Source organism: Acidovorax carolinensis (assembly GCF_002157145.1).
Lineage (GTDB): Bacteria > Pseudomonadota > Gammaproteobacteria > Burkholderiales > Burkholderiaceae_C > Acidovorax > Acidovorax carolinensis.
Genome location: NZ_CP021361.1, coordinates 2780771 through 2805781, shown reverse-complemented (window position 1 = coordinate 2805781; position 25011 = coordinate 2780771). Strand labels below are relative to the sequence as shown.

At 65.2% G+C, this 25011-nt stretch carries 21 protein-coding genes and 5 pseudogenes; 15 read left to right on the top strand and 11 right to left on the bottom strand.

All coding sequences use genetic code 11. The annotated features are described in order from the left end of the window. Window positions 1–108: 108 nt before the first annotated feature. From CBP34_RS13135 to CBP34_RS13090, 10 genes and pseudogenes are all read left to right on the top strand, one after another. Window positions 109–303: pseudogene (locus CBP34_RS13135) on the top strand (JAB domain-containing protein); the annotation flags it as partial. A gap of 468 nt (window positions 304–771) precedes the next feature. Then, window positions 772–1830 carry an EMC3/TMCO1 family protein gene (locus tag CBP34_RS13130; protein ID WP_418134674.1) on the top strand — a complete coding sequence of 353 codons (1059 nt, stop codon included), beginning with the start codon at window positions 772–774 and terminating at the stop codon, window positions 1828–1830. Further along, entirely contained in the window at window positions 1728–1952 is a 225-nt protein-coding gene (locus CBP34_RS20440) for a chromosome partitioning protein ParB (RefSeq protein WP_418134673.1), read from the top strand. The genes CBP34_RS13130 and CBP34_RS20440 overlap by 103 nt, the downstream gene beginning before the upstream one ends. Beyond that, window positions 1949–2494 carry a DUF2840 domain-containing protein gene (locus CBP34_RS13120; RefSeq protein WP_094098295.1) on the top strand — a complete coding sequence of 182 codons (546 nt, stop codon included), beginning with the start codon at window positions 1949–1951 and terminating at the stop codon, window positions 2492–2494. Before CBP34_RS20440 ends, CBP34_RS13120 begins: the two co-directional genes overlap by 4 nt. After that, window positions 2491–3102: a S26 family signal peptidase gene (locus CBP34_RS13115; RefSeq protein ID WP_094098294.1), complete on the top strand. Its 612-nt coding sequence runs from the start codon at window positions 2491–2493 to the stop codon at window positions 3100–3102. Before CBP34_RS13120 ends, CBP34_RS13115 begins: the two co-directional genes overlap by 4 nt. A 448-nt stretch (window positions 3103–3550) precedes the next feature. After that, window positions 3551–4693 (top strand): annotated as a pseudogene (locus CBP34_RS13105) (relaxase/mobilization nuclease domain-containing protein); the annotation flags it as partial. 63 nt (window positions 4694–4756) lie between these two features. Next, window positions 4757–4879 (top strand): annotated as a pseudogene (locus CBP34_RS20090) (P-type conjugative transfer protein TrbG); the annotation flags it as partial. A 2-nt stretch (window positions 4880–4881) separates the two neighbouring features. Next, window positions 4882–6153, top strand: coding sequence for a TraB/TrbI/VirB10 family type IV secretion system protein (locus tag CBP34_RS13100; protein WP_094098292.1), 1272 nt, complete (start codon window positions 4882–4884; stop codon window positions 6151–6153). Next, window positions 6150–6401 carry a DUF2274 domain-containing protein gene (locus CBP34_RS13095; protein ID WP_094098291.1) on the top strand — a complete coding sequence of 84 codons (252 nt, stop codon included), beginning with the start codon at window positions 6150–6152 and terminating at the stop codon, window positions 6399–6401. Before CBP34_RS13100 ends, CBP34_RS13095 begins: the two co-directional genes overlap by 4 nt. 188 nt (window positions 6402–6589) lie before the next feature. After that, a complete protein-coding gene (locus CBP34_RS13090) occupies window positions 6590–6868 on the top strand; it encodes a hypothetical protein (RefSeq protein WP_157896471.1) in 279 nt (92 codons plus the stop codon). Window positions 6869–6968: 100 nt separating this feature from the next. On the opposite strand, the gene CBP34_RS13085 is transcribed toward CBP34_RS13090, so the two are convergent. From CBP34_RS13085 to CBP34_RS13055, 7 genes and pseudogenes are all read right to left on the bottom strand, one after another. Then, window positions 6969–8294, bottom strand: a complete 1326-nt coding sequence (locus CBP34_RS13085; protein ID WP_094098289.1) for a tyrosine-type recombinase/integrase — start codon at window positions 8292–8294, stop codon at window positions 6969–6971. 300 nt (window positions 8295–8594) lie between these two features. Continuing rightward, window positions 8595–9086 carry a dihydrofolate reductase gene (locus CBP34_RS13080; RefSeq protein ID WP_094098288.1) on the bottom strand — a complete coding sequence of 164 codons (492 nt, stop codon included), beginning with the start codon at window positions 9084–9086 and terminating at the stop codon, window positions 8595–8597. A gap of 97 nt (window positions 9087–9183) precedes the next feature. Then, entirely contained in the window at window positions 9184–11232 is a 2049-nt protein-coding gene (gene fusA / locus CBP34_RS13075) for an elongation factor G (protein ID WP_094098287.1), read from the bottom strand. An 89-nt stretch (window positions 11233–11321) separates the two neighbouring features. Then, on the bottom strand, window positions 11322–12167 hold the full coding sequence (locus CBP34_RS13070; protein WP_094098286.1) for a thymidylate synthase: 846 nt from the start codon (window positions 12165–12167) through the stop codon (window positions 11322–11324). Window positions 12168–12297: 130 nt separating this feature from the next. Beyond that, complete coding sequence (locus CBP34_RS13065; RefSeq protein WP_094098285.1) at window positions 12298–13371, bottom strand: metallophosphoesterase; 1074 nt, start codon at window positions 13369–13371, stop codon at window positions 12298–12300. A gap of 114 nt (window positions 13372–13485) precedes the next feature. Next, window positions 13486–14933: pseudogene (locus tag CBP34_RS13060) on the bottom strand (FAD-binding oxidoreductase). 58 nt (window positions 14934–14991) lie between these two features. Further along, entirely contained in the window at window positions 14992–15405 is a 414-nt protein-coding gene (locus tag CBP34_RS13055; RefSeq protein ID WP_094098284.1) for a DUF2069 domain-containing protein, read from the bottom strand. A gap of 156 nt (window positions 15406–15561) precedes the next feature. On the opposite strand from CBP34_RS13055, the gene CBP34_RS13050 reads away from it, so the two are divergent. Beyond that, complete coding sequence (locus CBP34_RS13050; RefSeq protein ID WP_094098283.1) at window positions 15562–16812, top strand: YihY family inner membrane protein; 1251 nt, start codon at window positions 15562–15564, stop codon at window positions 16810–16812. Window positions 16813–17235: 423 nt separating this feature from the next. Beyond that, window positions 17236–18621, top strand: coding sequence for an FAD-binding oxidoreductase (locus CBP34_RS13045; RefSeq protein WP_094098282.1), 1386 nt, complete (start codon window positions 17236–17238; stop codon window positions 18619–18621). A gap of 61 nt (window positions 18622–18682) precedes the next feature. Here the strand turns inward: CBP34_RS13045 and CBP34_RS13040 are convergent, their stop codons facing one another. Both CBP34_RS13040 and CBP34_RS13035 read right to left on the bottom strand, forming a co-directional pair. Beyond that, window positions 18683–19492, bottom strand: coding sequence for an alpha/beta fold hydrolase (locus CBP34_RS13040; RefSeq protein WP_094098281.1), 810 nt, complete (start codon window positions 19490–19492; stop codon window positions 18683–18685). 2 nt (window positions 19493–19494) lie between these two features. Further along, entirely contained in the window at window positions 19495–20805 is a 1311-nt protein-coding gene (locus CBP34_RS13035; RefSeq protein WP_094098280.1) for an O-acetylhomoserine aminocarboxypropyltransferase, read from the bottom strand. Between the two features lie 95 nt (window positions 20806–20900). Here CBP34_RS13035 and CBP34_RS13030 point away from each other — a divergent pair, with 95 nt between their 5' ends. After that, entirely contained in the window at window positions 20901–21350 is a 450-nt protein-coding gene (locus CBP34_RS13030) for a CBS domain-containing protein (RefSeq protein ID WP_086912853.1), read from the top strand. 78 nt (window positions 21351–21428) lie between these two features. Next, entirely contained in the window at window positions 21429–22526 is a 1098-nt protein-coding gene (aroC, locus tag CBP34_RS13025; RefSeq protein ID WP_094098279.1) for a chorismate synthase, read from the top strand. A gap of 4 nt (window positions 22527–22530) precedes the next feature. On the opposite strand, the gene CBP34_RS20085 is transcribed toward aroC, so the two are convergent. Next, a complete protein-coding gene (locus CBP34_RS20085) occupies window positions 22531–22680 on the bottom strand; it encodes a hypothetical protein (protein WP_236748609.1) in 150 nt (49 codons plus the stop codon). Here CBP34_RS20085 and CBP34_RS13020 point away from each other — a divergent pair. Further along, window positions 22634–24342 (top strand): annotated as a pseudogene (locus tag CBP34_RS13020) (bifunctional metallophosphatase/5'-nucleotidase). The gene CBP34_RS20085 and the pseudogene CBP34_RS13020 sit on opposite strands and share 47 nt — an antisense overlap. A gap of 205 nt (window positions 24343–24547) precedes the next feature. On the opposite strand, the gene nrdR reads toward CBP34_RS13020, so the two are convergent. Further along, the gene (gene nrdR / locus CBP34_RS13015) at window positions 24548–24997 is read right to left on the bottom strand and encodes a transcriptional regulator NrdR (protein WP_086912850.1); all 450 of its coding nucleotides are present in this window, start codon (window positions 24995–24997) and stop codon (window positions 24548–24550) included. Window positions 24998–25011 lie beyond the last annotated feature (14 nt).

Below are 25011 nucleotides of genomic sequence, written 5' to 3'. Positions count from 1 at the left end.
GTCCATCAACCACACGGACTGGCCCAGATCGACGCAGTAGTTGTCGTCTCGTTTCAACGACTCCACATTGACGCTCATCATTACCACCCCCTTGGCCTACGTAAGCCGGTTGTCCGACGAGAGTGTCTTATGCGGCCACCGCACGATAGGCACCCCAGTGGAAATACAACGCCGAGTCGTGCCGACGAAGCGCTTACGAAGCGCTTGCGGGAGGCGCTCGCGCTGGTCGACGTGCGCGTGCTGGACCACATCATCGTGGCGGGCAATGCAACGCTGTCGATGGCCGAACAAGGGTTGATGTAGGCATCGAGGGCTTCGGCCCTCTTTGTTTTTTTCTTCTCATTCATCGTGCGCGCTGCGCGCGTGTCCTGACTCCAGGGGATCGACTTTTCAGCCTATCCCCGCCGCACTGCGTTTGGCGCCCCTGCAATGCAGCCGAATAGGCCTTGCCTGATCGGCCAACAGCCATCCAGCTAGGCGTGCCTTCGGCACGCGGGGGCGCTCGCCGCGCGGCGTTGGTTTCAGCGCATCCCCTGGCTCATCGGCCGCTGTTCGTCTTTCCCCAAGTCCATCGCTTTCTCCCGCGACCGTAGCCCGCGGTGCCTGGCCGTCAAGGCGCGCAGGGCCGAGTCCTCGCCTCCGGCTGCCATCACCGACGACCACGCCGCGCAGGAGGCTGCGTTCTACGATGCGCCAACGTGGCAGCGCAGCCCGCACAACCTGCGCGAGCGCCTGACCGAACGGGAAATCGACGCCTGCCGGCATCCGCTGGTGCGCTTCGTCGGGCTGGATGCCTACGAGCAGGCGGGCGGCGGTGTTCGCCGTGACCTGTTCGCAGAAGGCGATGAGGGCGTGTACCTCAACGATGCGGCCTTGCTGGAACGACTGGCGCAAGACAAGCTGGCGGGCATCGCCGCCGAAGTAGGCGCCGAGGGTTGGGCGTGGGTGGATGCTGCGCCCGCCGCCACCTATGCCGATTTGCAGGCTTTCCAACGCGCCCCGAGGGAGCGGCGTACGCCGGGCAAGCGCGATGCCCTGCGCATTGAGAAGCTGCAAGCCAAGATGCGGGAGGTAGCCGAAGCCCTCGATGCGGCGATGGAAGCCGACGACGAGGACAAGGCAGAAACCTTGCAGGACGAAGACGAAGCCCTGGGTGAGCAATTGCAGGCGTTGGAGGAGGGCTTGCAGGGCTACAGCCCGAGCGTGAAGGCCGCAGCCGGGGCCATCGTCACCATCGACCGCAACGGGCAGGCCGTGATTCATCGCGGGCTGCTGCGCGAAGCCGAGGCCAAAGCGCTGCGCACGCTGGAAAAGCGGCAGGGTTTCGGTGGCGAGGAAGCCGGGAACGACGACACAGGCGAGAGCGACGAAGCCCCCAAGGCCGCTATCTCCGACAGGCTGGCGCAGCGCCTGAGCGCCCACCGCACCGCCGCGCTGCAAATTGAAGTCGCCCGGCATCCGCAAGTGGCGCTGGCCGCGCTGGTGCATGGCATGGTGCAAACCGTCTTGCAGGAACACCATTACGGGCACGACCTGCCGCTGGGCGTTCGCCTGACGGTGCAAGACCGGCTGGAAGGCATGGCCCCGGACTGGCCGGAATCGCCCGCCGCCGTGGCGCTGCGCGAATTGCAGCAGACATGGGGTTGCAAGCTGCCCAAGGACAGTGCCGCACTGTTTGCCGCGCTGCTGGCGATGGAGCAAGGCGAACTGATCGAACTGTTGGCCGTGTGCGTGGCTTCCACGGTGGACGTTGTGACGCCCCGCGTCACAACGCAGCAACCGGGCGCGGAATTGGCGCAGGCCGTGGGACTGGACATGGCCGCATGGTGACCCTCGACATCACGCCTGCCATGCGCGCGCGCATCAAGGTCTCGGCCTTCACGCAGGGCGTGACGGTGGCCGACCTCTTGCGCGCACTGCTGGAGCGCGAGTTCCCGGAGGAGAAGCCATGAACGAATCCGCTTTGCCTGTTGCTACCGCCGTCACGGCGGTGCCGTCGCCGTCACTTGCTGCGCTCACGGACCGGCCTGCTGCAACGCCGCTGACGCGCGTTTCTCTGGCCTTCCTTGAACCGCGCTTCAAGCTCTACCTGCGCTTTGGCGAGCCGGCGCGCACGCTGCGGCTCGACCGCTGGCGCAGCGTGGCAATGTTCCTGCCGAATGCCATGTTCTGCCGCATCCGCTGGCAGTCCAACGACTACGGCACGATCCGCTGGCAGCTCATGGTGATGCAGGCTTGCACGCCGTTGGATGCGGCGCAGCGCATCCCGGGCGTGCAGCCGGGCGCACACCTGCTGCTGCACGCCGAGGGTGAGAACCAAGTGCGCGCCGTGTTGGAGCGCATCGACGCCATCGAGGCGCTGGGTATTGCGCCCGCCGCCGCGTCGCCCGCGTACTGGCGCACGCTGGGCAACCGGCTCGCGGCACGCTTGCCGCTGCCGGAATACACCGCCGAGCGGCACTCTGCCTGGCTGACCGGGAAGGCGCTGCCATGACGACCATTCCCACGTCTGCCAGCGCCGCCAGTACGGCGCCGCATCCTCGCTCGCATCCCCGTTCCCGTTGGCGCGCTCGCATTGTGCTGGCTGCACTGTCCGCCTGCGGCCTCGCTGCGCTGGCCTGGGCGTCCTTTACATCGCCGCTGCCGCGCCTGATCTACAACCCGTCCGACAGCGTGGCGGTCGGTTGGTATCGCATCGATCTGCTCGACCATCGCGCCGGTTCGCTGCCACGTCCCTTGTCCGTGGGCAGCATCGTGCTGGTTCCGCTGCCGGCCGAGGCCGCTGCACTGGCAGCGCAGCGCAGCTACCTGCCAACGCGCGTTCCGCTGCTCAAACGTGTGGGCGCGGTCGCGCCGCAACACGTCTGCATCGTCGATGCACTGGTCTGGATCGACGGCGTGCCGGTGGCCGCCACCCTGGCTGCTGACCGGTTGGGCCGGCCGCTGCCATCTTGGCCGCAATGCAGACGGCTTCGGCCTGGCGAACTGTTCCTGCTCAGCGCGACCAACCCGGCCTCATTCGACAGCCGCTACTTCGGCCCGGTCAGCGCGTCCGCCGTGATCGGCGTTGCGCACCCGGTCTGGCTGGAGACACGCCCATGATGGCCGCCGATTTGCTGCACGCAGGCGTGCATTGCATCGTGCCACCGGGCGTGCCATTCCAGTGGCTGCTGCCGTGTCGTTGCGCGTGCAATGCAGATGCGTTCGCATTGCACTTCGCGCTGTCTCCGGCGCCGCCGTCCATCGTGCAGGCGTCTTGCCTCGAACGCACCTGGCCTGTGGCCGTGGCCGCGTTCGCCGGCGGGCTGGCTGCAAGCAGCGCAGCGCTACCGGGCCGCCGATGCCCGGAGCGACAGCGAGGGGCAAAGGCGGAAGGCAAGACAAAAGGGGGCGGCACCTGGCCGCCCGCAAAGTCAGTCTGCACGTGGGGGTGGCGCGGCACGGCGCGGCTTCGCCGCCGTGCCGCTTGGGGCGCGAGGCCCGCGCCGATACAGGCATGTCCGCGTGCTTCGCACGACCGGACACGCCACGATTTACCAGGGAGACAGCGATGAGCAACCGCCGCGATGACGACTTCCGCGTCCGCCCCAGCGCCCCGAAGAACCGGGGCCAGGGCTTTGTCTCCAAGGTGCTCAAGCAGGTCGGTAAGACCAGCGGCGGCAAGTCCTCAATGCGCTGCCCTGGTGGCAATGGCAAGGACGCCGGCACCGGCCAGCGGCCCGGCTCGCGCCTGGGACGCGGCCACACGGCGGCACGCTTCGCGGGTGCGAAGCTGACGCCGTTCTCGCGCCGCGTCACCATCAAGACCCTGCTGGTCAATCAGCAGCGGGCCAGCCCGCAATCGCTCGCCAAGCATCTGCGCTACATCGAGCGCGATGGCGCGGGCCGTGATGGCGAGCCGGGCCGGGCCTATGGGCCGCAGACCGACGAAGCCGACCTGGATGCCTTCAAGGAACGCTGCCAGGATGACCGGCACCATTTTCGCTTCATCATTTCACCCGAGGACGGGGCCGAGCTCGACGACCTGCGCAGCTACACACGCCACCTGATGGGCCGCATGGAAGCAGACCTGGGCACGCGTTTGGACTGGGTGGCGGTCGATCACTGGAACACCGACAACCCGCACACCCACCTGATCGTGCGCGGGCGCGACGACGCCGGCAAAGACCTCATTATCGCGGGTGACTACATCGCCCACGGCTTCCGGCACCGCGCGGCCGAGCTGGCGACCGAATGGCTGGGGCCGCGCACTGAGCTGGAGATACAGCAGACCTTGCAGCGCGAGGTGGCGCAGGAGCGCTTGACGAGCCTGGATCGCACGCTCAAGCGCGAACTTGGCGACGATGGCCTGGTGCATGTCGAACGCCTAAACGAACCCCGGCTGCAACGCCAGCGACTGCTGTTGATCGGCCGGCTGCAACGCTTGCAGCACCTGGGACTGGCCGACGAGGTGAAACCTGGAACTTGGGCCGTCCATGCCGATGCCGAGAAGACCTTGCGCGCCCTGGGCGAGCGTGGCGACATCATCCGCACGATGCAGCGAGCCATGGGCGGCCAGCCGCGCGAGCTGGCGGTGTTCGAACCGGGTGACGATGGGCGCACTGTCATTGGCCGTGTGGCCGCGAAAGGGTTGACGGACGAGCTGCGCGACCGGGGCTACCTGGTCATCGACGGTGTGGATGTTCGTCGCCATTGACACCGGCGCCTCGCAATGTCGCCAGCAATTGGCGGATGCCGGCATACCGGTGTTCACCGATACCGTTTCCGCTCGCCGTACTACATCGTGGATCGCCTGTTCGGCGCGGCCGAACTGCGCCTTGGAGGTGACAAAGGCGACGTGGTGCGGATCGAACGCACGGATGGCACGCGGAGGAACTGACCATGAACCAGGACGATTCTCCCGACCTTGCACCGCAAGCGGGCAAGGTGGCGCCCGAGCCGGTGGCGCTGCGCGCCCAGCCGCGCCCGGTCACGCGCCTGAACCGGCGCACGCTGGCCATCCTCACCGGCGGCCTTTCGGTCGCCGTACTCGGGGCCACGATCTGGTCATTGCAGCCGCACCGGCGCGGCGCGGGCGAGCAGACCGAGCTATACAACGTGGACCGCGTCTCGAAGTCAGAAGGGCTGGATGGGTTGCCGGCCGACTACTCGAAGCTGCCGCCGAAGGTGCCCGAGCTGGGGCCGCCATTGCCGGGTGATCTTGGCCCTGCCATCGTGAAGTCGCAGCAGCCGGTGACGCCCACTTATGCGCCGCCGGGCCATGATCCCGCAGATGCCTTGCGCAAGGAAGCCGATGCGGCGGCGGCTTCGTCGGTATTCTTCCGCTCGGGCAAGCCAGGGCAGACCGCTGGCGCGGCCATGCAGGCAACGCCCGGTGCGCCCGGCATGGCCAACGCCTTGGCTGCCTTTGACCCGCTGGCTGCTGGCCCGGCCTCGACCGCGGCACAGCCGGCCGACCCGACTGCCACCCAGAACCGGCAAGATCAGAAGGAATCGTTCCTGAAAGCCGGTTCTACGGAAACGCGCAATTCAGGCAATCTGCAGATGCCGGCCTCGCCGTACCAGGTCATGGCCGGGACGGTGATTCCTGCGGCGCTGGTGACGGGCATCAAGTCCGATCTTCCGGGCGATGTGATCGCCACCGTGACGGAGCCGGTCTACGACACGGCCACCGGCAAGTTCCTGCTGATCCCGCAGGGATCGCGCATTCTGGGGCGCTACAACAGCCAGGTGAGTTACGGCCAGAGTCGTGTACAGATGATATGGAACCGGATCATCCTGCCGGATACGTCCTCGCTGACGCTGGATAATCTTGTGGGCACTGATCCGGCGGGCTATGCCGGCGTGGAGGACGAGGTTGACCGGCACTGGAGCCGCATCCTGGCCGGCGCGGCGTTGACCACGCTGCTGGGCGTGGGGGCCGAGCTGGCCGCGCCGGAAAACCGGCAGGACGGCAACCGCATCATCATCGCCGGGCGCGACGGCTTGCAGGACAGCGTAAACCAGGTGGGCCAGGAGATGACCCGGCGCAACATGAACATCCAGCCGACGCTGACGGCGCGACCGGGGTTGCCGGTGCGGATTATTGTGAATCGCGATTTACAGCTTCGTCCTTACCAGCCCTTGTTCTACCAGCGCGGAGGTGCCCGATGAGCACGACCCGAAAATTGCGGCTTGGCCCGCTGCCCAAGACGGAAAGCACGAAATTGACCTTTGTGTGCTCGGTCGGCCTGAAGGCCGACCTCGACCGCTATGCGGCGCTGCATGCGCAGGCCTATGGCGAGATGGTGGATGTCGCGATGCTGATCCCGCACATGCTGGAAGCATTCATGGCGGGGGATCGGGGATTCAAGAAAGGGGTGTCACCCAAACCTGCAGCGCAGAAGTCGCCTCCAGCCTGAAGCGCTGTCCATATCTTGCACAAGATGAAGCCATCAAACGCGCAGTCTCCGACTGCGCGTTTGCTTTTGGGCGGCGCACCCTTGCGGAGGGGTGCTATATCCCTTCTGTCGAAGGACGTTGAACGTTTCCGGCGTTTTGCCCCCTCTTGCATACCAGAACGTGAGCCAGGTGCCTCTCGATCATCTTCGTGCCCGGCAAGGGCTGGCGCCTGTCCGATGCCTGCGACATGAATCCCGTTCCCGAGTCGGAAGGTTTGAAGCTCAACGTCAGCGAGGCCGACAACACGATGGGCCTCGATCTAACGCGTTCGGTGGCACCGTACTTTCGGGTCTCTAAGAAGCTGGCCGACGAGATCGTCGCACGCAGCCAGGTCGTGGTGACGCAGTGGCCGAAGATCGCCGACAGCCTGAAAATTCGTGTTCGAGAGCAGGAGCGGATGGCTGCAGCATTTCGGCTCGCTGGCTGATCGTGCAATCGTTTCCTCGAAGGGTTTGAGCGTTTCCCTGAAGAAGCAGAGGATGAATTTCATCCGATCATCGAGAAAAAATGCGTCTCCATGCATCGCCTTAACCAGCAGGTTCAAGCTCGGCGACGGGTTTGCGCTCGATCGAAGCGTTGCGCGCTCGGGTATCGGTTTTTGCCGTTGTCATGGGAGCCTTTTTGGCTTTCATGGCAGAAGCAATAGACTCATCTTCGGAGGCGGAGCCATCCTCGCGTAGGCGGTCCAGGCAATCCGCCCATTGCTGGAGCATCACGCGCCGTTCATCCTGATATGCATGGCGGTTGTATGCAGCGCGCACTGCATTTGCCGGCACGTGCGCCAGGCAGTGTTCGATCACATCGATGTTTCCATGGATGCTGTTGAAGTAAGTGCTGAACGATGAGCGCATGCCGTGCGGTGTACCTTCACCGCTGAAGCCCAGTCGCTCCATCAGAGCGTTCAAGCTGCGGTTGGCCATCGGTCGCCGCGGGTCTATCCGGTTGGGGAACAAATGTTCTCTGTCGGGCGGTACGAGGGCGCGCAGGCGGGTTAGCAGCGCGATGGCCTGCGAGGACAGCGGCACCCAGTGTGCGCGCCTTGCTTTCATTCGCGACTCCGGAATCTCCCACTGGGCGCTTTCAAGATCAATTTCATTCCACCGGCCCTCAATGATTTCCGCCTTGCGACATGCGGTCAGTAATACCAACTGCATGGCGATGCGCGTTTCCTCGTTGATCCGAGTTGCCGCATCTAGGGTTCGTATGAAGCGGCCCACCTGTTTTTCGGACAGGGCAGGGTGGTTTTTCTGGTTGCGCTTCTTCATGATGCGCACGGGTGGTACAGGATTGTTTTCAATGAGCCCGGAGTCGATCGCATACTCGAACATGCCCCAAAGGTGGTTGCGCAGATTGCGCGCGGTTTCGGGGGCGCGTTTCTCAACGTCTTTGAGCAGCGCAGTGAGTTCAAGCCGGGCGATGCCTGCGATAGGGCGATCTTTGAGTTTGGGGAGTAGATCGTTGTCGATTTCCCGTTTGCGCTGCCTTACCGTGGTGGGCCGCAGGTCCGCAGCCGTGGCCGCATTCCAATCTTCCACAACGTTGGCGAATGCGCCTTTGTCTCGGTTTAATTGCTCTTGAACCTGGACGATTTTTTCGTCTTTTTTGGCCTGGGTTGGATTGATGCCCAGCGCTACCAGCTTGCGGGCATCGGCGTGCAGTTCGCGCGCCACTGCCAGGCTGACTTCGGGGAATGAGCCCAGAGCCTGAAGTCCTTCGATGCCGTTGATACGGAACTTGTAGCGCCACAGCTTGGAGCCGTTCGGCTGGACAAGAACGTAGAGTCCGCCGGTGTCAGCGAGCTTGTAGGCGCGAGCTTCCGGCTTTGCGGATTTGACCCTGAGAGTGGACAGCATGGGGCACCTCCATGACGATTCGCGTTGATAGTGTGCACTGGAATGGCCGCACCGATACCCCCAAATATACCCCCAATCGTTCAAGATTTAACGAAAACTCCTTGAACGTCATGAGACGGTATGATTTTTTAAGTTGTTGTTATGATTGGGTTTTTTGTGATTTTTGAGAAATCTTGAGACCACTTGAAACGCCAATGCCGAATTCAGGTTGCAATTTGCATGTTATTGGTCTCCAGCGCTTTACCAGCAAGCGCCAGTAGCTATTAAAAAAAGAGTGTGCGAAAGCGCCTGAAGAGTTGCTCAGGTGCGGCGCTCGAAGGTGGCGAAGCTGTAGGGCAGGCCGCCTGCGCTCACATGGTGGTGGCGTGCGGTCTCCACCCACTCGGGGCCGAGCTGGGGTGCGTGGGCATCGCCCTCGTAGTCGCGCGCGATCTCGGTCACCTCCACGCGCGTGGCCAAAGGCAGGGCCTGGGCGTAGATTTGCGCGCCGCCCATGACCCACACCACGGGGGAAGTTTGCTCTGCCAATGATAGCGCTTCACGCAGGCTGCAAGCACGCTGTGCCCCTGTTTCATGCCAATCAGCCTGGCGTGTCACGACGATGTTGGTGCGGCCGGGCAGCGGGCGAAAGCGCGCGGGCAGCGAGTCCCAGGTCTTGCGCCCCATGATGACCGGGTGGCCTTGGGTGAGTTGCTTGAAGTGCGCCAGGTCCTCGGGCAGGTGCCAAGGCATGGTGCCGTTGTGGCCGATCACGCCATTGGCGGCGCGGGCGTAGATGAGGGCGATTTCCATGATGCGACGAGCATAACGCCCGTGGCCCATGCACGGCTCGCACCACGAGGGGGCGGCGGCAGCGCATGGGCAAAAACAGCATGAACAGCCCCTGGGCTCATTCGTCCTGCACCTTGTGCTGGCCGACCAGTTTTTGCTGCACCCCGGGCGGCACCGCCTCGTAGTGCGATAGGGCCAAGGCGTAGCTGCCCTGGCCGGCGGTCATGGCATTCAGCCGGCTCTGGTAGTCGGTCAGCTCGGCCATTGGCGCCTCGCCATTCACGGTGAGCTGGCCCAGCCGGTCGCTGTCGGTGCCGCTGACCACGCCGCGGCGCGCGGCCAAGTCGCCCGTGATGGCGCCCGTCGCACTCTCCGGTGCGGTGACCTGGATGCGCGCGATCGGCTCCAGCACTACCGGCCCGGCCTCGCGGATGGCAGCCTGGAAGGCCCTCTTGCCCGCAGTGACGAAGGCCACCTCCTTGCTGTCCACCGCGTGGTGCTTGCCGTCGTACACGACCACGCGCACATCCTGCACCGGGTAGCCGGCGATCACGCCCTCGGTCAGTGCCTCGCGCACGCCCTTTTCCACCGCTGGCATGAACTGGCCGGGAATGGTGCCGCCCTTGACCTGGTCCACGAACTCGAAGCCCGCGCCACGCGCCAGCGGCTCGATGCGCAGATGCACCTCGCCAAACTGGCCGGAGCCGCCGCTTTGCTTCTTGTGGCGGTACTGCGCCGCCGCGTTGCGCGTGATGGTCTCGCGGTAGGCAATGCGGGGCGCTTGCGTGTCCACCTCGAACTTGTAGACATCGCGCAGGCGCTCCAGCAGCACACGCAGGTGCAGATCGCCCAGGCCGCGGGCGATGGTCTGGTTGGTGGCCGGCACATGCTCAATCAGCAGGCAAGGGTCCTCGGCCACCAGCTTGTTCATGATGTCCCACATGCGCTGCTCGTCACCGCGCCGCTTTGGCGCAATCGCGATACCGTGCACCGGCATCGGAAAGGGCAGGGGCTTGAGGTGGATAGGCTCGTCTTGCGCGGCGTCGTGCAGTACGGCGTCAAAGTGCAGCTCGTCGACCTTGCCGATGACGCAGATGTCGCCCGGCCCGGCGTTCGCCACCTCGACATGGGTCTTGCCCTGTTGCCGGTACACATGGGCCACCTTGAACGGTTTGCGCCCGTCGCCCACGTACAGCTGCATGCCGGGCATGATCGTGCCCTGGTGCACGCGCACAAAGCCCAGCTTGCCCACATAGGGGTCGATGCTGACCTTGAACACATGGCCCAGCACATGGGCCGCCGCATCGGGCCTGGCGCGCAGCGGTTGCGCGGCATCGCCCTCGCCGTTCAGAAAATCGGGCGGATTGCCCTCGGTCGGGTTCGGCAGCAGCCTGGCAATCACATCGAGCAGCTCGGCCACGCCCGCGCCCGTGCGCGCCGAGACAAAGCACACCGGCACCAGATGTCCCTCGCGCAGCGCCTGCTCCAGCGGCGCGTGCAGCTCGCCGGGGTCGACGTCGCCGTCATTCAGATAGCGTTCGACAAAGCCGGCATCGACCTCCACCACCTGTTCGACCAGTGCACGGTGGGCATCCTGCACGGCACCAAAATCGCTGTGCCCAGTGCGCTGGTAGAAGCAATCCACCACCTGCGTCGCCCCCGCGTCCGGCAGGTTCAGCGGCAGGCACTCCTTGCCAAACGTTGCCTGAATGTCGGCCAGCAAGGCGGGCAGATCGGCGCCTTCGGCGTCGATCTTGTTGACGATGATCAGGCGGTCCAGCTGTCGCTCGGCCGCGTACTCCATCATGCGCCGCGCCATCGGCTCGATGCCCGCCGCGGCGCTGATGACGATGGCCGCCGTTTCCACCGCCTCCAGTGCGGCCAGGCTCTGGCCGATGAAGTCGGGCAGGCCGGGCGTGTCGATCAGGTGGATGCGGCAGCCGCCATGCTCGGCATGCATGACCGAAGACTGCAGCGAGTGCTGGGTCTTGATCTCCAGCGGATCATGGTCGCTGACGGTGGTGCCGCGCTCCACGCTGCCTGCCACCTTGATGGCGCCGGCGTGCAGCAGCAGCGCCTCGGCCAGGGTGGTCTTGCCGGCCGCCGTGGGCCCGAGCAGGCACAGGTTGCGGATGCTTTCGATGGAAGGTGCGGCAGATGGGGTCATCGTTCATTGCTCCTCGAAGGCCGCCAGCTTCGCAGGTAGTTTCAACGATGTCTACTGCGGGTCCCAAAAAGGTTGCAGCCGCCCAGGATTTACACCGCCACCGGCGCCTTGATGGCCGGGTGGCACTGATAGTCGAGCACTTCAAAGTCATCAAACTGGTAGTCGAAGATGCTGTCGGGCCGGCGCTTGATATTCAGCACCGGGTAGGGATAGGGTGCGCGCGCCAGTTGCGTCTGCACCTGCTCGGTGTGGTTGCTGTAGATGTGGCAGTCGCCGCCGGTCCAGATGAAGTCGCCCACTTCCAGGTCGCACTGCTGCGCCACCATGTGCGTGAGCAGTGCGTATGACGCAATGTTGAAGGGCACGCCCAGAAAGATGTCGGCGCTGCGCTGGTAAAGCTGGCAGCTTAGGGTGCCCCTGCCGCCCGGCGTGGTGGCGGGGGCCACATAAAACTGGAAGAAGGCATGGCAGGGCATCAGCGCCATCTTGTTGAGGTCGGCCACGTTCCAGCTGCTCACGATGATGCGGCGCGAGTCGGGGTTGGTCTTGAGCGTATCGATCACCTGGCTGATCTGGTCGATATGGCCGCCATCGGGCGTGGGCCAGCTGCGCCACTGCACGCCATAGACCGGGCCCAGGTCGCCATCGGGGCGCGCCCATTCGTCCCAGATCGTGACGCCGCGTTCTTTGAGCCACAGGTTGCTGCTGGAGCCCGTGAGGAACCACAGCAGCTCCACGATGATGGACTTGAGGTGCACCTTTTTCGTGGTGACCAGCGGAAAGCCCTCGCGCAGGTCAAACCGCATCTGGTGGCCAAAAACGCTTTTTGTGCCCGTGCCCGTGCGGTCACCCTTGTCCATGCCGTGCGTGAACACATGGCGCATGAAATCTTCGTATTGCGTGCGCACGGGGCGCAGGGTAGGGGCGGAAGTCATGGGGGAAAAGCAGGCGTTTGAAGCGTTTGACAAGGGGCGGCGGCGTGCTGTGGCGCCGGGCCCGATAGTGTGCCACCGATGGTCGAGTCGGGTTCCGTGGCTGCGGGGCGGTGGGCTGGCCCGGGAGTCATCAGGCGCCAAATCCCGTGGTGGGCACCTCGGTGCCGTCCTCGAACAGCAGCGTACGTTCGGGCCAGCGCAGGGCGGCCAGCCGGTATTGCGGGTCGTGGGGCGTGCCGGCCTTGCGGGCCCGCCAGCGGCCACCCACCGAGTAGTCCACGCAAAAGACGTTGTGGCGCTGGCCATGCCAGGCAAAGGGCGGTGTGTGGCCAAACAGGCCGGCCTCTTCGGGCGTCAGGTCGCCCAGGGCGCGGGGCGTCAGCACGATGGGTCGCCGCCAGTAGTGGCCCATCACCACGGGGGTGGCGTCGGTGTAGCTGTCCCACCAGGCAATGCGCTCGACAAAGCGCCATTTGCCGCCAGCATGGAAGGGGTCGGTGCCCTGGCGTTCGACCCCCGAGGTCAGTACCTTGAGCGGGTTCAGCATGGCCTTGAGCAGCTCGTTGTCGGCGTGGGCCTGCAGGAAGGGTGGCTTGTGCAGCGGGTCTTCCAGGTCGTGCGGCCACTGCTGGCGCTCGGCCGCCATGCGCCGGGCCAGCGTGCCGTCTTGTGCCTGCCGGCGCACCTCGGCTTCCCAGTGGTCGTATTCGGCGCGCACGCTGCCAGCGGCCAACTGGCGGGCGGCGGCGATCTGGGTGGGCAGCCAGGCGGCGTGCACGATGCGCAGATCGTCTCGCTCTAGCGCCACGGGCAGGGTGCCCAGAAAGGCGACGATGGCCGCACGCTCGCTGGCCGTGGGGCGGGCAAAGGGTGCGTATTTGCCCTCGTCGGAGGCCAGGCGCGCATCGAAGTACCAGCCGGCACCGTCCTTGGCGTCGTTGCGCAGCAGGTTGATCTCGTGGTTGCCGATCACGGCCACGGCGCTTGCGCTGGCCACCAGCTGCGCCACGCGGGCGAGCACGGCGGGGCTGTCGGGGCCCCGGTCGCAGAAGTCGCCCACAAAGACCAGCGTGCGGCCATCACGGTGCCGGCCCTGGGCGTCGTAGCCCAGATGGGCCAGCAACTGCTCCAGTGCGTCGATTTCGCCATGGATGTCGCCGACGATGTCGAGCGCCCCCGGGGGCAGGGCTTGGATGAGGCTCATGCGGTGCTTGGCTTGTGGCCTGTTTAAGGTGTTTTAATGCGCTGGCCCTTGCTGGTTAAGCGCTAGAAGCTATCGAAATAGAAGCGTTTGCAGGGGACAGGCAACGGCCCGCCATCAAGGCGCCGGGGCTGTCGGCACGGCCGGTGCGCTGCCCAGCACGCGCCCCGGGTTCATGATGCCTTGCGGATCAAGCGCCGCCTTAATGGCGCGCATCATCGCCAGCGCCGTGGGTGACTGGTACTTTTCCAGCTTGTCCACCTTGAGTGCGCCAATGCCGTGCTCGGCCGAGAACGAGCCGCCGAATTGCGCCACGGCCTCGTACACCAGGTGGTTGACGTTTTCTTCCTGCTCGCGCAGGAACACCTTGGGGTCGCCATCCACGGGGCCTGCACGTTGTAGTGCAGGTTGCCATCGCCCAGGTGGCCGAAGTTGACCAGGCGCACGCCGGGAATCTCGCGCGCCATCATGGCATCGGCATATTCGACAAACGCCGGAATGCGCGAAATGGGCACCGAAATGTCGTGCTTGATGTTCAGCCCCTCTTCGGCTTGCGCCAGCGGAATGCTCTCGCGGATATGCCACAGGTTATGCGCTTGCGAGAGGTTTTCTGCCACCACCGCATCGGTCACGCAGCCGGCCTCGAAAGCGGTTTCGAGCAGCGCCTCAAAGCGTGCGCGGGCGTGGTCCTCGGATTCGCTGTCGGAGTTTTCCAGCAAAACGCCATAGGGCACGTCTTCCTGCTCGATGAAGGGCACGCGCAGTTGCGGCATGTGCTTGTGCACCAGGCCCAGGGCAAAGCGGCCCATTACTTCAAAGCCGGTGAGCCCCGCGCCCAGGTGCTTGTGCGCCAGTCCCAGCAGTGCCACGGCATGTTCCATGGAGGGCACGGCGGCCCAGGCCGTGAGCTGCGCCGCGGGCTTGGGGTACAGCTTGAGCGTGGCGGCGGTGATGATGCCCAGCGTGCCTTCGCTGCCAATGAACAGGTTGCGCAGGTCATAGCCCGTGTTGTCCTTGCGCAGGCCCTTGAGGCCGTTCCAAATGTCGCCCTTCGGTGTGACCACTTCGAGGCCCAGGCACAGGTCGCGCGCATTGCCGTAGCGCACCACCTGCGTGCCGCCGGCATTGGTGCCCAGGTTTCCGCCGATGGTGCAGCTGCCCTCGGCGGCCAGCGACAGGGGGAACAGCAGGCCCGCCTTGTCGGCCGCGTCCTGCACGTTCTGCAGGATGCAGCCGGCCTCTACCGTCATGGTGAGGTTGTCCTTGTCGAGGGCGCGCACGGCGGCCATGCGCGTGAGGCTCAGCACCACCTGCGTGCCCGAGGTGTCAGGCGTCGAGCCCACGGCCAGGCCGGTGTTGCCGCCCTGCGGCACGATGGATGTGCCCGAAGCTGCGCAGGCGCGCACCACGGCCGCCACTTCGTCGGTGTTGCCGGGGCGCACCACGGCCAGCGCCTTGCCGCGTTCGCGGCGGCGCCAGTCTTGCTCCCAGGCGCTCAGGTCGCCGTCGGTCAGGACATGGGGGGCCCCCACAATGCGCCGCAAGGTGTCAATCAGGGTGGACATAGTGGTCTTTCAGGAAACAGTGAACGGGGCTGTGTGAGCCGGCAGTGTCTGTGGGGTGTTACGGCGCAACCGCAGCGGCGGCGTCGGCGGCGGCCTGGGCCCGGGCGTTGCGCTGGCGCAGCCGTATATGCATCGTGCAGGCCGTGAAAAGCACCACGCACAGCACGATCTCGGCGCCGGCCAGCCACGCACCCGGTGGGGCATCGCCCCACGCGCGCACCACCCCCTCGATGAAGTACAGCCAGATCACCAGGCTGACCCAGCGGTAGGTATACATGCGGTTCTTCAGGATGCCGGCCAGCGGAATGAACAGCGGCAGCGCCTTGAGCGCCAGCCACGAGCCGCCGGGGCGCAGCGGGGCCAGCACCAGCTCCCAGGCCAGGCACAGGGCAATCAGCGCCAGCAGGCTGCCGGCGGCGAGCCAGCGGGTGGCGGCAACGGCGTTGCCAGGGGTGGGATGCGATGGGTTCATGGAAGGTGTTGTCGAATAAAGGGGCGGTGCGGGCTGCGCACCAGCCCGGCGGTTGGGCCCACAATGCGCGCTTGATTCAGCACAAATAGTCAGCATCCATGCAGCGTTATCAAAACAACCCCGTGGTCCGTGGCCGGGCCTAGGATCATATCGGCCATGTCCTTGACCCCACAGACCATGGTCCAGCGCCTGCAGGCGTTGCTGACCGAGTTGTCGCACTTTCCCTGGAATACCACCGCCCAGACGCTGCGCGAGCGGTTTCGTGAAGACCGCCTGGGCCTGACGGCCAGCAGCCTCACGTTCACCACCATTCTTGCTCTTGTGCCTTTTGTGACCGTGGCGCTGGCCTTGTTCACGGCGTTTCCCATTTTCGGCCAGTTGCAGGGGGTGCTGCAGCGCTGGCTGGTGGACAGCCTGGTGCCCGACAGCATCTCGCGCCAGGTGCTGGGTTACCTCACCCAGTTCGCGGCCCAGGCCAGCCGGCTGGGCGTGGCGGGGTTCAGCATCTTGCTGGTGACGGCGCTGGCGCTGATTTTGACCATCGACCGCACCCTCAACAACATCTGGCGCGTGCGGCGCCTGCGGCCGCTGGGCCAGCGGGTGCTGATCTACTGGGCCGCCATCACGCTGGGGCCCGTGGTGCTGGGCGCCAGCCTGGCGCTCACGTCGTATGTGATGTCAGCCTCGGGCGGGCTGGTTCAGGTCGTTCCCAATGGCATGCGGTTGCTGTTCGATTCCATCGAATTTTTTGTGCTGGCAAGTGGCATGGCTGCGCTGTACCACTATGTGCCCAACACGCCCGTGAAGTGGCGCCACGCCTGGGCCGGCGGCCTGTTTGTGGCCGTGTGCATCGAGCTGGCCAAGAAGGTGCTGGCCATCTACCTGGGCAAGGTGCCGACCTATTCGGTGGTGTACGGCACCTTTGCCACGCTGCCCATTTTGCTGGTCTGGATCTATGTGGCGTGGGTCATCGTGCTGCTGGGGGCGGTGGTCGCGGCCTACCTGCCCAGCTTGCTGGCCGGCGTGGCGCGGCGCGGCACGGTGCCGGGCTGGGCTTTCCAGCTGGCGGTGGAGGTGCTGCAGGAGCTGCAGCGCGCCCGCCGCCACATCAGCAAGGGCCTGCGTGCCAGCCAGCTGGCGCATGTGTTGCGTGTGGACGTGCTGCAGCTGGCGCCGGTGCTTGACGCCCTGACCGCGCTCGACTGGGTGGGGCGCACCAGCGACCCGGCGCAGAGCGCTGCCGACGACCCCGAGCCACGCTATGTGCTGCTGGCCGACCCCGAAAGAACACTGCTGGAGCCGCTGCTGCAGCGCCTGCTGCTGGACCGCTCCGGCAGCCTGGAGCCCCTGTGGGGCAGCGCCGGGCTGGCGCAACTGCATCTGGCGGATTTGCTGCAAAAAGAATAGCTGTTGGCGCTTATGGGTAAGCGCTGGGAGGTTATTTATTCGTGTATTCAACCGCGAAGTGCGCAGCTGTCCAGTAAAGGTGTTCTACGTCGTTGTGCTTGCCTGGCCAGCCCATCGCGGCACTGCTGGGTGCGTCCAACGGCCGTTTCAACGGTTTGTGCAGGCCTTGCTGGCGGCGTCTGAACAACGGGTTCGGGCTTGCAGATTGCATTTTTTGAAATACTACGGACGGGCTCTGTTGAGCAGATGCCGGTAAATCAGGTAAGTCTTTATTCCAGATGGCGGATTGCCTTGCAAGGGCTGCGGCGTAGTGCTAAACCGCACCAGCGGTGAATTTCTCACGCAACTGATCAGGAGCGACCGGTCGGTCTTTCTCCATCCTTTGTGCCAGGGGCGAATTCCGCCGCAGCGAAGGAGAAAGCCATGAAAAATTTGCAAACCCAGCAGGTGCGGGCGTTGAAAGAGGGGCTTCAGGGTCCGGTGATTCTTCCGGATGACTATGCCTACGAAGCCGCGCGCAAGGTCTGGAACGCGATGATCGACAAACACCCTGCAGCCATCGTCTGCTGCACGACCACCGCGGATGTGGTGCATGCGGTGAATTTTGCGCGCGACCAAGGCTTGCCGCTGGCCGTGCGCGGCGGTGGTCATAACATTGCCGGCAGCGCGCTGTGCAACGACGGCCTCGTCATTGATCTGTCGGAGATGCGGGCGGCGCAGGTGGATGCCGACGCGCGCCGCATCACCATCGAAGGCGGTGCCACACTGGCGGATTTTGATGCCGCCACCCAGGCCCACGGCCTGGCGACGCCGCTGGGCATCAACTCCACTACCGGCGTCGCCGGCCTCACGCTGGGCGGCGGCTTTGGCTGGCTCAGCCGCAAATACGGCATGACCATCGACAACCTGGAATCGGCCGAAGTGGTGACGGCGGCTGGAGAGGTGCTGCATGCCAGCGCCACCGAGCATCCAGACCTGTTCTGGGCGCTGCGCGGCGGCAGCGGCAATTTCGGGGTGGTGACCCGTTTCGAGTTCCGGCTGCATCCCGTGGGCCCGAATCTGTTGGCTGGGCTGATCGTGTTTCCGATTGCCGAGGCAAAACAGGTGCTGCAGCAGTACCGCGAATTCATGGACAAGGCGCCTGACGAACTGTCGGTCTGGGTCGTTCTGCGCAAGGCGCCGCCGCTGCCGTTCCTGCCGGAAAGCGTTCACGGCCAGGAGGTCATCGTGCTGGCGCTGCTCTACACCGGCGACCCGGCGCAGGGAAAAGCGCTGGTCGAGCCGCTGTTCCACTTTGGCGCACCGGTTGGCACCCATGTCGACGTGATGCCCTACGTGGCCTGGCAAAAAGCCTTTGATCCGCTGCTCACGCCCGGTGCACGCAACTACTGGAAGTCCCACAATTTTTCGGAGCTCAAGGACGGACTGTTCGATACCGTCATCGACTACATCGCCAGGTTGCCATCGCCCCAGTGCGAGATATTTTTCGGTGCCATTGGCGGCGCCACCACCGAGCCCGCGCCCGATGCCGCCGCCTATGCCCACCGGGATGCCCGCTTCGTCATGAACGTTCACGGCCGCTGGGACGACCCGGCTGATGACGCGCGCGGCATGGGCTGGGCGCGCGACTTCTTCAAGGCGTCGGCGCCTTATGCCAGCGGCGGTGTCTATGTCAATTTTCTGACCGACGATGAGAGCGACCGGGTGAAGGCGGCCTACGGCCAGAACTACGATCGCCTGGCGCAGATCAAGCGCCAGTACGACCCTGCCAACCTGTTCAGCACCAACCAGAATATCCGACCCGCCTGACCGCGCCCCTCGCTGGGGCAGGTCGGAAAAAAACTGTTTTGGGATCAAACAGGTGGCATGCTCATGCGTTCAAAAAATCCCGAATGGCCATCAGCGTACCGTCGGGCGCCTCGGTCATCTGGTTGTGCCCCACGGGCAGGTTTACCACCTGCACGGCCCGGCCCGCGTTGCGGGCAATGGCGATCAGGCCTTGCGCGGCTTTGGGCGCGGTCATCTGGTCTTGCGCACCCAGCGCAAACAGCACGGGGCACTGCACCTGGGCCATGGCCTGCTCGCCGTTGGCATAACTGTCGCAGGCCACGAAGCCGCGGTGAAACAGGTTGACCTGCGGATTGCTGCGCAGCACCTTGCGGCCCAGCGCCATGCCCGCGCCATACACCCAGAAGCCCGCACCCGACGGAGGTGCCAGCGTGCTGCGCGAGAACACGTTGACCATGCGCAGCGCCTTTTCGGGCGAATTCAACGCCGATTCGATGAGCGCGGGCGACACCTTCATGGGGTAGGCCGTGCCCACCAGCACCAGGTGGCTCACGCGCGGGCCCAGTTGCGCGGCCGCTTCCAGCGCAATCAGCGAGCCCCAGCTGTGGCCGACCAGCGCGGCGCGTTCAATGCCCAGGGCATCGAGCAGCGCCGCCACAAAAGCAGCGCCTTGCTCGACGCTGGCCGGGGCATCGCCGCCGCTGCGGCAGTGGCCGGGCAGGTCGATGGCCAGCACGTTCCAGCCGTGGTTGGCCATGTAGCGGCTTTGCAGGGCCCACACGCTGTGGTCGTTGAGGACGCCGTGGATGAACACCACCGTGGGCTTGGTGGCATCAAACGCCTTGCCGCCGGTGTAGCAATAAATCGGGTTGCCGTGGACTTGGACATGCATGGTCAGGCCCCCGCTTTCTCGGCCGCCTTGAGGGCGCGCTTCAAGTCGTCGATCAGGTCGTCGGCATCTTCCAGGCCAATCGACAGCCGGATCGTGCCCTGGCTGATGCCGGCGTTGGCCAGGGCTTCGTCGGTCATGCGGAAATGCGTGGTGCTGGCCGGGTGGATCACCAGGCTGCGGCAGTCTCCCACATTGGCCAGGTGGCTGAAGACCTTGAGGGTTTCGATGAACTTCTTGCCCTGCTCGCGGTTGCCTTGGAGGTCAAAGCTGAACACCGAGCCCGCGCCGCGCGGCAGCAGCTTTTGCGCCAGTGCGTGGCTGGGGTGCGATGCCAGCATGGGGTGGCCCACACGCGATACAAAAGGCTGTGCGGCCAAAAATTCGACCACCTTTTCCGTGTTGCGCATGTGGCGTTCCATGCGCAGGGGCAGGGTTTCGATGCCCTGCAGGATGAGCCAGGCCGTGTGCGGGCTCATGCAGGCGCCAAAGTCGCGCAGGCCCTCGCGGCGCGCGCGCAGCAAAAAGGCGCCCACGGTGCTTTCTTCGGTGAACACCATGTTGTGAAATCCGTCATAAGCCTCGGTCAGCTCGGCAAACTTACCGGCGGATTTCGGGCCGTCCCAGTCAAAGCTGCCGCCATCGACCACGATGCCACCGATCACGGTGCCGTGGCCCGACAGGAACTTGGTGGCCGAGTGGTAGACCAGATCGGCGCCATGTTCAAACGGCTTGATGAGCCAGGGCGACGTGAGGGTGGAGTCCACCAGCAGCGGCACGCCGGCCTCGTGCGCTATGGAAGACACGGTGGGGATGTCCAGCACCTCCAGTCCCGGGTTGCCCACGGTTTCGCCAAAAAACAGCTTGGTGTTGGGCCGCACGGCGGCGCGCCAGCCGTCGATGTCGCCGGGCTTGACAAAGGTGGTCTCGATGCCGAAGCGGCGCAGTGTGTAGTGCAGCAGGTTTTGCGAGCCGCCATACAGCGCCGTGCTGGCCACGATGTGGCTGCCCGCGCCCATGAGCGTCGCCACTGCGAGATGCAGCGCAGCCTGACCGCTGGCCACGGCAATGGAGCCCACGCCGCCTTCCAAGGCAGCCACGCGCTGCTCCAGCACCGCATTGGTGGGGTTGCTGATGCGGCTGTAGACATGGCCCGGGCGTTCGAGGTTGAACAGCGAGGCCGCATGGTCGCTCGATTCAAAGACAAACGAGGTCGTCAGGTGGATGGGTACGGCACGCGCGCCGGTGGCAGGGTCGGGCGAGGCGCCTGCGTGCAGCGCCAGCGTGTCAAAGCCGGGGTCGGAGTAGCCGGGCATCAAAGTCTCCAGGGTTGTCTGTGCAGCCGGGCATTGTGGGCTATATTTGCCGCGAACCAGCCTGTTGCGCCCAGCGCGCCCTCGGAGACACCACCATGAAAGTCAGCGATATCCTTCGCGTCAAAGGGAACACCCTCTACACCGTGACACCGGACGAGCCCATTGCCGTTGCCTTGAGCGTGATGGCTGAAAAAGACATTGGCTCGCTGGTGGTGATGGAGCTGGGGGACCTGGTGGGCATGCTCACATTCCGCGAAGTGATCCAGGCGACCGTGCGCAACGGTGGCGGCGTGGGCTCCATGCTGGTCCGCTCGGCCATGGACGACCATCCCCTGACCTGCACGCTCGAAACCGACATGGACGAGGTGCGCCGCATGATGCTCGATCGCCACGCGCGCTATATGCCCGTGATGGACCGCAAGATGCTCATGGGTGTGATCAGCTTCTACGACGTGGCCAAGGCGGTGGTGGACGCCCAGAATTTCGAGAACAAGATGCTCAAGGCCTACATCCGCGACTGGCCCGAGGACGCAGCCAAGGCCTGACGCGCTGGGCCGGGTGCGCATCACGCTGTGACCCGGACTGTGATCGGGCACGGCGCGGCTCTGGGATAATCCGGCGCCATGAGCGGCAACACCTTCGGCACCCTATTCGCAGTCACCAATTTTGGTGAATCCCACGGCCCGGCCATTGGCTGCGTGATCGACGGCTGCCCGCCCGGCATGCCGCTTGCCGAGGCCGACATCCAGGCCGATCTGGACCGGCGACGCCCCGGCACGAGCCGCCATGTCACGCAGAGGAGCGAGCCCGATGCGGTCGAAATTCTCTCGGGTGTGTACGAGGGCAAGACCACCGGCACGCCGATTGCCCTGCTGATCCGCAACACCGACCAGCGCAGCAAGGACTACAGCAACATTGCCGAGAGCTTTCGGCCCGGCCACGCCGACTACACCTACTGGCACAAATACGGCATCCGCGATCCGCGCGGCGGTGGCCGCTCGTCGGCCCGCCTGACGGCGCCCACGGTGGCAGCCGGTGCGGTGGCCAAGAAGTGGCTGGCCCAGCAATACGGAGCGCGGTTCCGAGCGTGCATGACGCAGCTCGGTGAGCTGGCCATCCCGTTCGAGAGCTGGGACCACGTGAGCAACAACCCCTTCTTCGTCCCCGTGGCCGACGTGCAGCAGTACGAGGACTACATGGACGCCTTGCGCAAGGCGGGAGATTCCTGCGGTGCCCGCATCCGTGTGCAGGCCACGGGGGTGCCGGTGGGATTGGGCGAGCCCTTGTTCGACAAGCTCGATGCCGATATCGCCTACGCCATGATGGGGCTCAATGCCGTCAAGGGCGTGGAGATTGGCGCCGGCTTTGCCAGCGTGGCCCAGCGCGGCACCACGCATGGCGATTCAATGAGCCCAGAGGGTTTTCGCAGCAACAACGCCGGCGGCGTGCTGGGCGGCATCAGCACCGGGCAAGACCTGGAAGTGAGCATTGCCATCAAGCCCACCAGTTCCATCATCAGCCCGCGCGAGTCGATCGACATCCACGGCCAGAGTGCCGAGGTGGTCACCAAGGGCCGCCACGACCCCTGTGTGGGCATTCGCGCCGCGCCTATTGCCGAGGCGCTGCTGGCCCTGGTGGTGATGGACCACGCCCTGCGCCACCGCGCCCAGTGCGCCGATGTGGTGGCCAGCGTGCCGCCCATCCGGGCTTCGTTTCTTTAAGGACTCAGGTGGCCCGGTTGCCCGCGATGGCCCGGTGGTTATCGCTCCAGGGCGTACGCACCGCCGCTGCCATGGGCGTGCTGGCTATCTTGGCCAGTTGTGCGGCCGTGGCGCCGGCTCCGCAGCACATCGACATCACGCTGATTGGTTTCAACGACCTGCATGGCCACCTGGAGCCGCCGCGCGTGGCGGTCAGCGTGCCGGGCCTGCGGGGCCCGTGGCCGTGCCGGCGGGTGGCGCGGCCTATCTGGCCAGCGCCATTGCGGCGCTCAAGGCTCGCAATCCGCACCACGCGGTGGTGTCCGCGGGCGACATGGTGGGGGCTTCGCCGCTGGTGTCGGCCCTGTTTCTGGACGAGCCCACCATCGAGGCTGTCAACCGCATGCAGATCGACTTCAACGCCGTGGGCAACCACGAGTTTGACCGCGGCTGGCGCGAGCTGTTGCGGCTGCAGCATGGCGGCTGCGAGCAGTTCACCGTGCGCACGCCCTGCCAGCTATCCCGGCCGTTTGAAGGGGCCCGCTTCGGTTTTCTGGCCGCCAACACCGTGCGCGAGGATGGCCAGACGCTGTTGCCACCCACGGGGCTCAAGCGGTTTCACGAAGGGGGCGCCACGGTTACCGTGGGGTTCATCGGTCTCACGCTCAAGGCCACCCCCACCATGGTGTCGCCCGCCGGCGTGGCCGGCCTGCGGTTCGAGGACGAGGCCGCCACCGCCAATGCGCTCGTGCCGCAACTGCGGGCCCAGGGTGCCGATGTGATTGTGGTGGTGATCCACGAGGGCGGAGGCACCACGGCCGGCATCACCGAAACCAGCTGCGCGGGACTGAGCGGCGACATCGTGCCCATCCTTGAGCGGCTGGACCCGGCGATCGACGTAGTGGTGTCGGGCCACACGCATCGGGCCTATGTGTGCGACTACGCCAGCGTGAACCCGCAGCGCCCATTTCTGCTGACCAGCGCAGGCTTGTATGGCACGCTGGTCACCGACATTGCCCTGCGCGTGGACACCCGCACACGCCGCGTGCTGCGCAAGGCGGCGCGCCAGGTCATCGTGCAGGGCGAAGGGTTCACAGGCCCGCAGGGCCGGGTGGACACAAATGCGGTCGTGCCCGTGTATGCCGCCGACCCCGGCGTGCAGCACATCGTGTCCACCTACCGCGCAGCGGCCGTGCCGCTGGCCCAGCGGCCCGTGGGGCAGGCCATCGCCGCCATCGTGCGGCAGCCCGCCCCGTCGCTCGAAACACCGCTGGGCAACCTGATTGCCGATGCCCAGCTGCATGCGACGCGCCTGCCCGGGCAGGGCGGGGCGCAGATGTCCGTCATGAACCCCGGCGGCGTGCGTACCGATCTGGTGCCCGACGAGCGCGGGCTGGTGCGCTATGGGCAGCTGTTTGCCGTGCAGCCTTTTGGCAACCACCTGGTGGTCAAGAGCCTTACCGGGGCCCAGTTGCGCGCGGCGCTGGAGCAGCAGTTTCACAGTGGCACCAATACGCCAGAGCGGCCGCGCGTGCTGTCGGTGTCGGCGGGGTTTGGCTATTCCTACGATCTGTCGCGACCGGCCGGTGCGCGCATCAGCCATATGGTGTTGCACGGCCAGCCAGTGAGCGACGAAACCCGCGTTCGCGTCGCCATGAGCAACTATCTGGCCGGCGGTGGCGACAATTTTACGGTGTTCGCGCAGGCGCCCGACATGCTGGGCGGCGGCCAGGACCTGGACGCGCTGGAGGCGTATTTCCGCACCCACAGCCCGGTGGCGCCCCCGGCGACGAACCGTATCATCCGCAGTGCCGAGGGCACGGGATCAAGCCAATAACAATCAAAAGTGCCGCAGGCGCTTGTGCATCAAGCGCTGGTAGCTCTTTTTTTGATAGTGAACCGTTGCGGGCGTAGAACCGCTGCCTCGGCACCGTGTGGCCTGTTGGCGATGGTGTCTGGTCAGAATTTGCTATTCAATTAATAGCTTATGGCGCTTTATGCATAGGCGCTGCGGGCCAGAAATGCCCTTAATTTGACGCGTTTTACTTGCGAACCTCATCGACCATCGCACGGAAATCGTCGATGTCTTCGAAGCTGCGGTACACGCTGGCAAAACGGATGTAGGCCACCTTGTCGAGCTTTTTGAGCTCGCGCATGACCAGTTCACCAATGCGGCTGGAAAGCACTTCGCGCTGCCCCAGGTTGAGCAGCTTTTCCTCGATGCGCTCGATGGCGCTGTCGATCTGGACAGTGCTGACCGGACGCTTGCGCAGGGCCAGATTGAACGAGGCGAGCAGCTTGCCGCGCTCGTACTCGATGCGGCGGCCATCCTTTTTGACGATGGCCGGAAAATTCACTTCCGGCCGCTCGTAGGTGGTGAAGCGTTTTTCGCAGGCGCCGCACTGGCGCCTGCGGCGGATGAAGACCCCGTCCTCCGACACCCGGGTCTCTACGACCTGCGTTTCAAGGTGGCTGCAGAAGGGGCACTTCATGGGGGCGATGCGCC

Excerpts from the sequence above, each read along its gene's own strand:
- CBP34_RS13120 (WP_094098295.1), top strand. The coding sequence starts at position 1,949 with ATGAACGAATCCGCTTTGCCTGTTGCTACCGCCGTCACGGCGGTGCCG.
- CBP34_RS13115 (WP_094098294.1), top strand. The coding sequence starts at position 2,491 with ATGACGACCATTCCCACGTCTGCCAGCGCCGCCAGTACGGCGCCGCAT.
- CBP34_RS13100 (WP_094098292.1), top strand. The coding sequence starts at position 4,882 with ATGAACCAGGACGATTCTCCCGACCTTGCACCGCAAGCGGGCAAGGTG.
- CBP34_RS13095 (WP_094098291.1), top strand. The coding sequence starts at position 6,150 with ATGAGCACGACCCGAAAATTGCGGCTTGGCCCGCTGCCCAAGACGGAA.
- CBP34_RS13085 (WP_094098289.1), bottom strand. The coding sequence starts at position 8,294 with ATGCTGTCCACTCTCAGGGTCAAATCCGCAAAGCCGGAAGCTCGCGCC.
- CBP34_RS13080 (WP_094098288.1), bottom strand. The coding sequence starts at position 9,086 with ATGGAAATCGCCCTCATCTACGCCCGCGCCGCCAATGGCGTGATCGGC.
- fusA (WP_094098287.1), bottom strand. The coding sequence starts at position 11,232 with ATGACCCCATCTGCCGCACCTTCCATCGAAAGCATCCGCAACCTGTGC.
- CBP34_RS13070 (WP_094098286.1), bottom strand. The coding sequence starts at position 12,167 with ATGACTTCCGCCCCTACCCTGCGCCCCGTGCGCACGCAATACGAAGAT.
- CBP34_RS13065 (WP_094098285.1), bottom strand. The coding sequence starts at position 13,371 with ATGAGCCTCATCCAAGCCCTGCCCCCGGGGGCGCTCGACATCGTCGGC.
- CBP34_RS13055 (WP_094098284.1), bottom strand. The coding sequence starts at position 15,405 with ATGAACCCATCGCATCCCACCCCTGGCAACGCCGTTGCCGCCACCCGC.
- CBP34_RS13050 (WP_094098283.1), top strand. The coding sequence starts at position 15,562 with ATGTCCTTGACCCCACAGACCATGGTCCAGCGCCTGCAGGCGTTGCTG.
- CBP34_RS13045 (WP_094098282.1), top strand. The coding sequence starts at position 17,236 with ATGAAAAATTTGCAAACCCAGCAGGTGCGGGCGTTGAAAGAGGGGCTT.
- CBP34_RS13040 (WP_094098281.1), bottom strand. The coding sequence starts at position 19,492 with ATGCATGTCCAAGTCCACGGCAACCCGATTTATTGCTACACCGGCGGC.
- CBP34_RS13035 (WP_094098280.1), bottom strand. The coding sequence starts at position 20,805 with ATGCCCGGCTACTCCGACCCCGGCTTTGACACGCTGGCGCTGCACGCA.
- CBP34_RS13030 (WP_086912853.1), top strand. The coding sequence starts at position 20,901 with ATGAAAGTCAGCGATATCCTTCGCGTCAAAGGGAACACCCTCTACACC.
- aroC (WP_094098279.1), top strand. The coding sequence starts at position 21,429 with ATGAGCGGCAACACCTTCGGCACCCTATTCGCAGTCACCAATTTTGGT.
- nrdR (WP_086912850.1), bottom strand. The coding sequence starts at position 24,997 with ATGAAGTGCCCCTTCTGCAGCCACCTTGAAACGCAGGTCGTAGAGACC.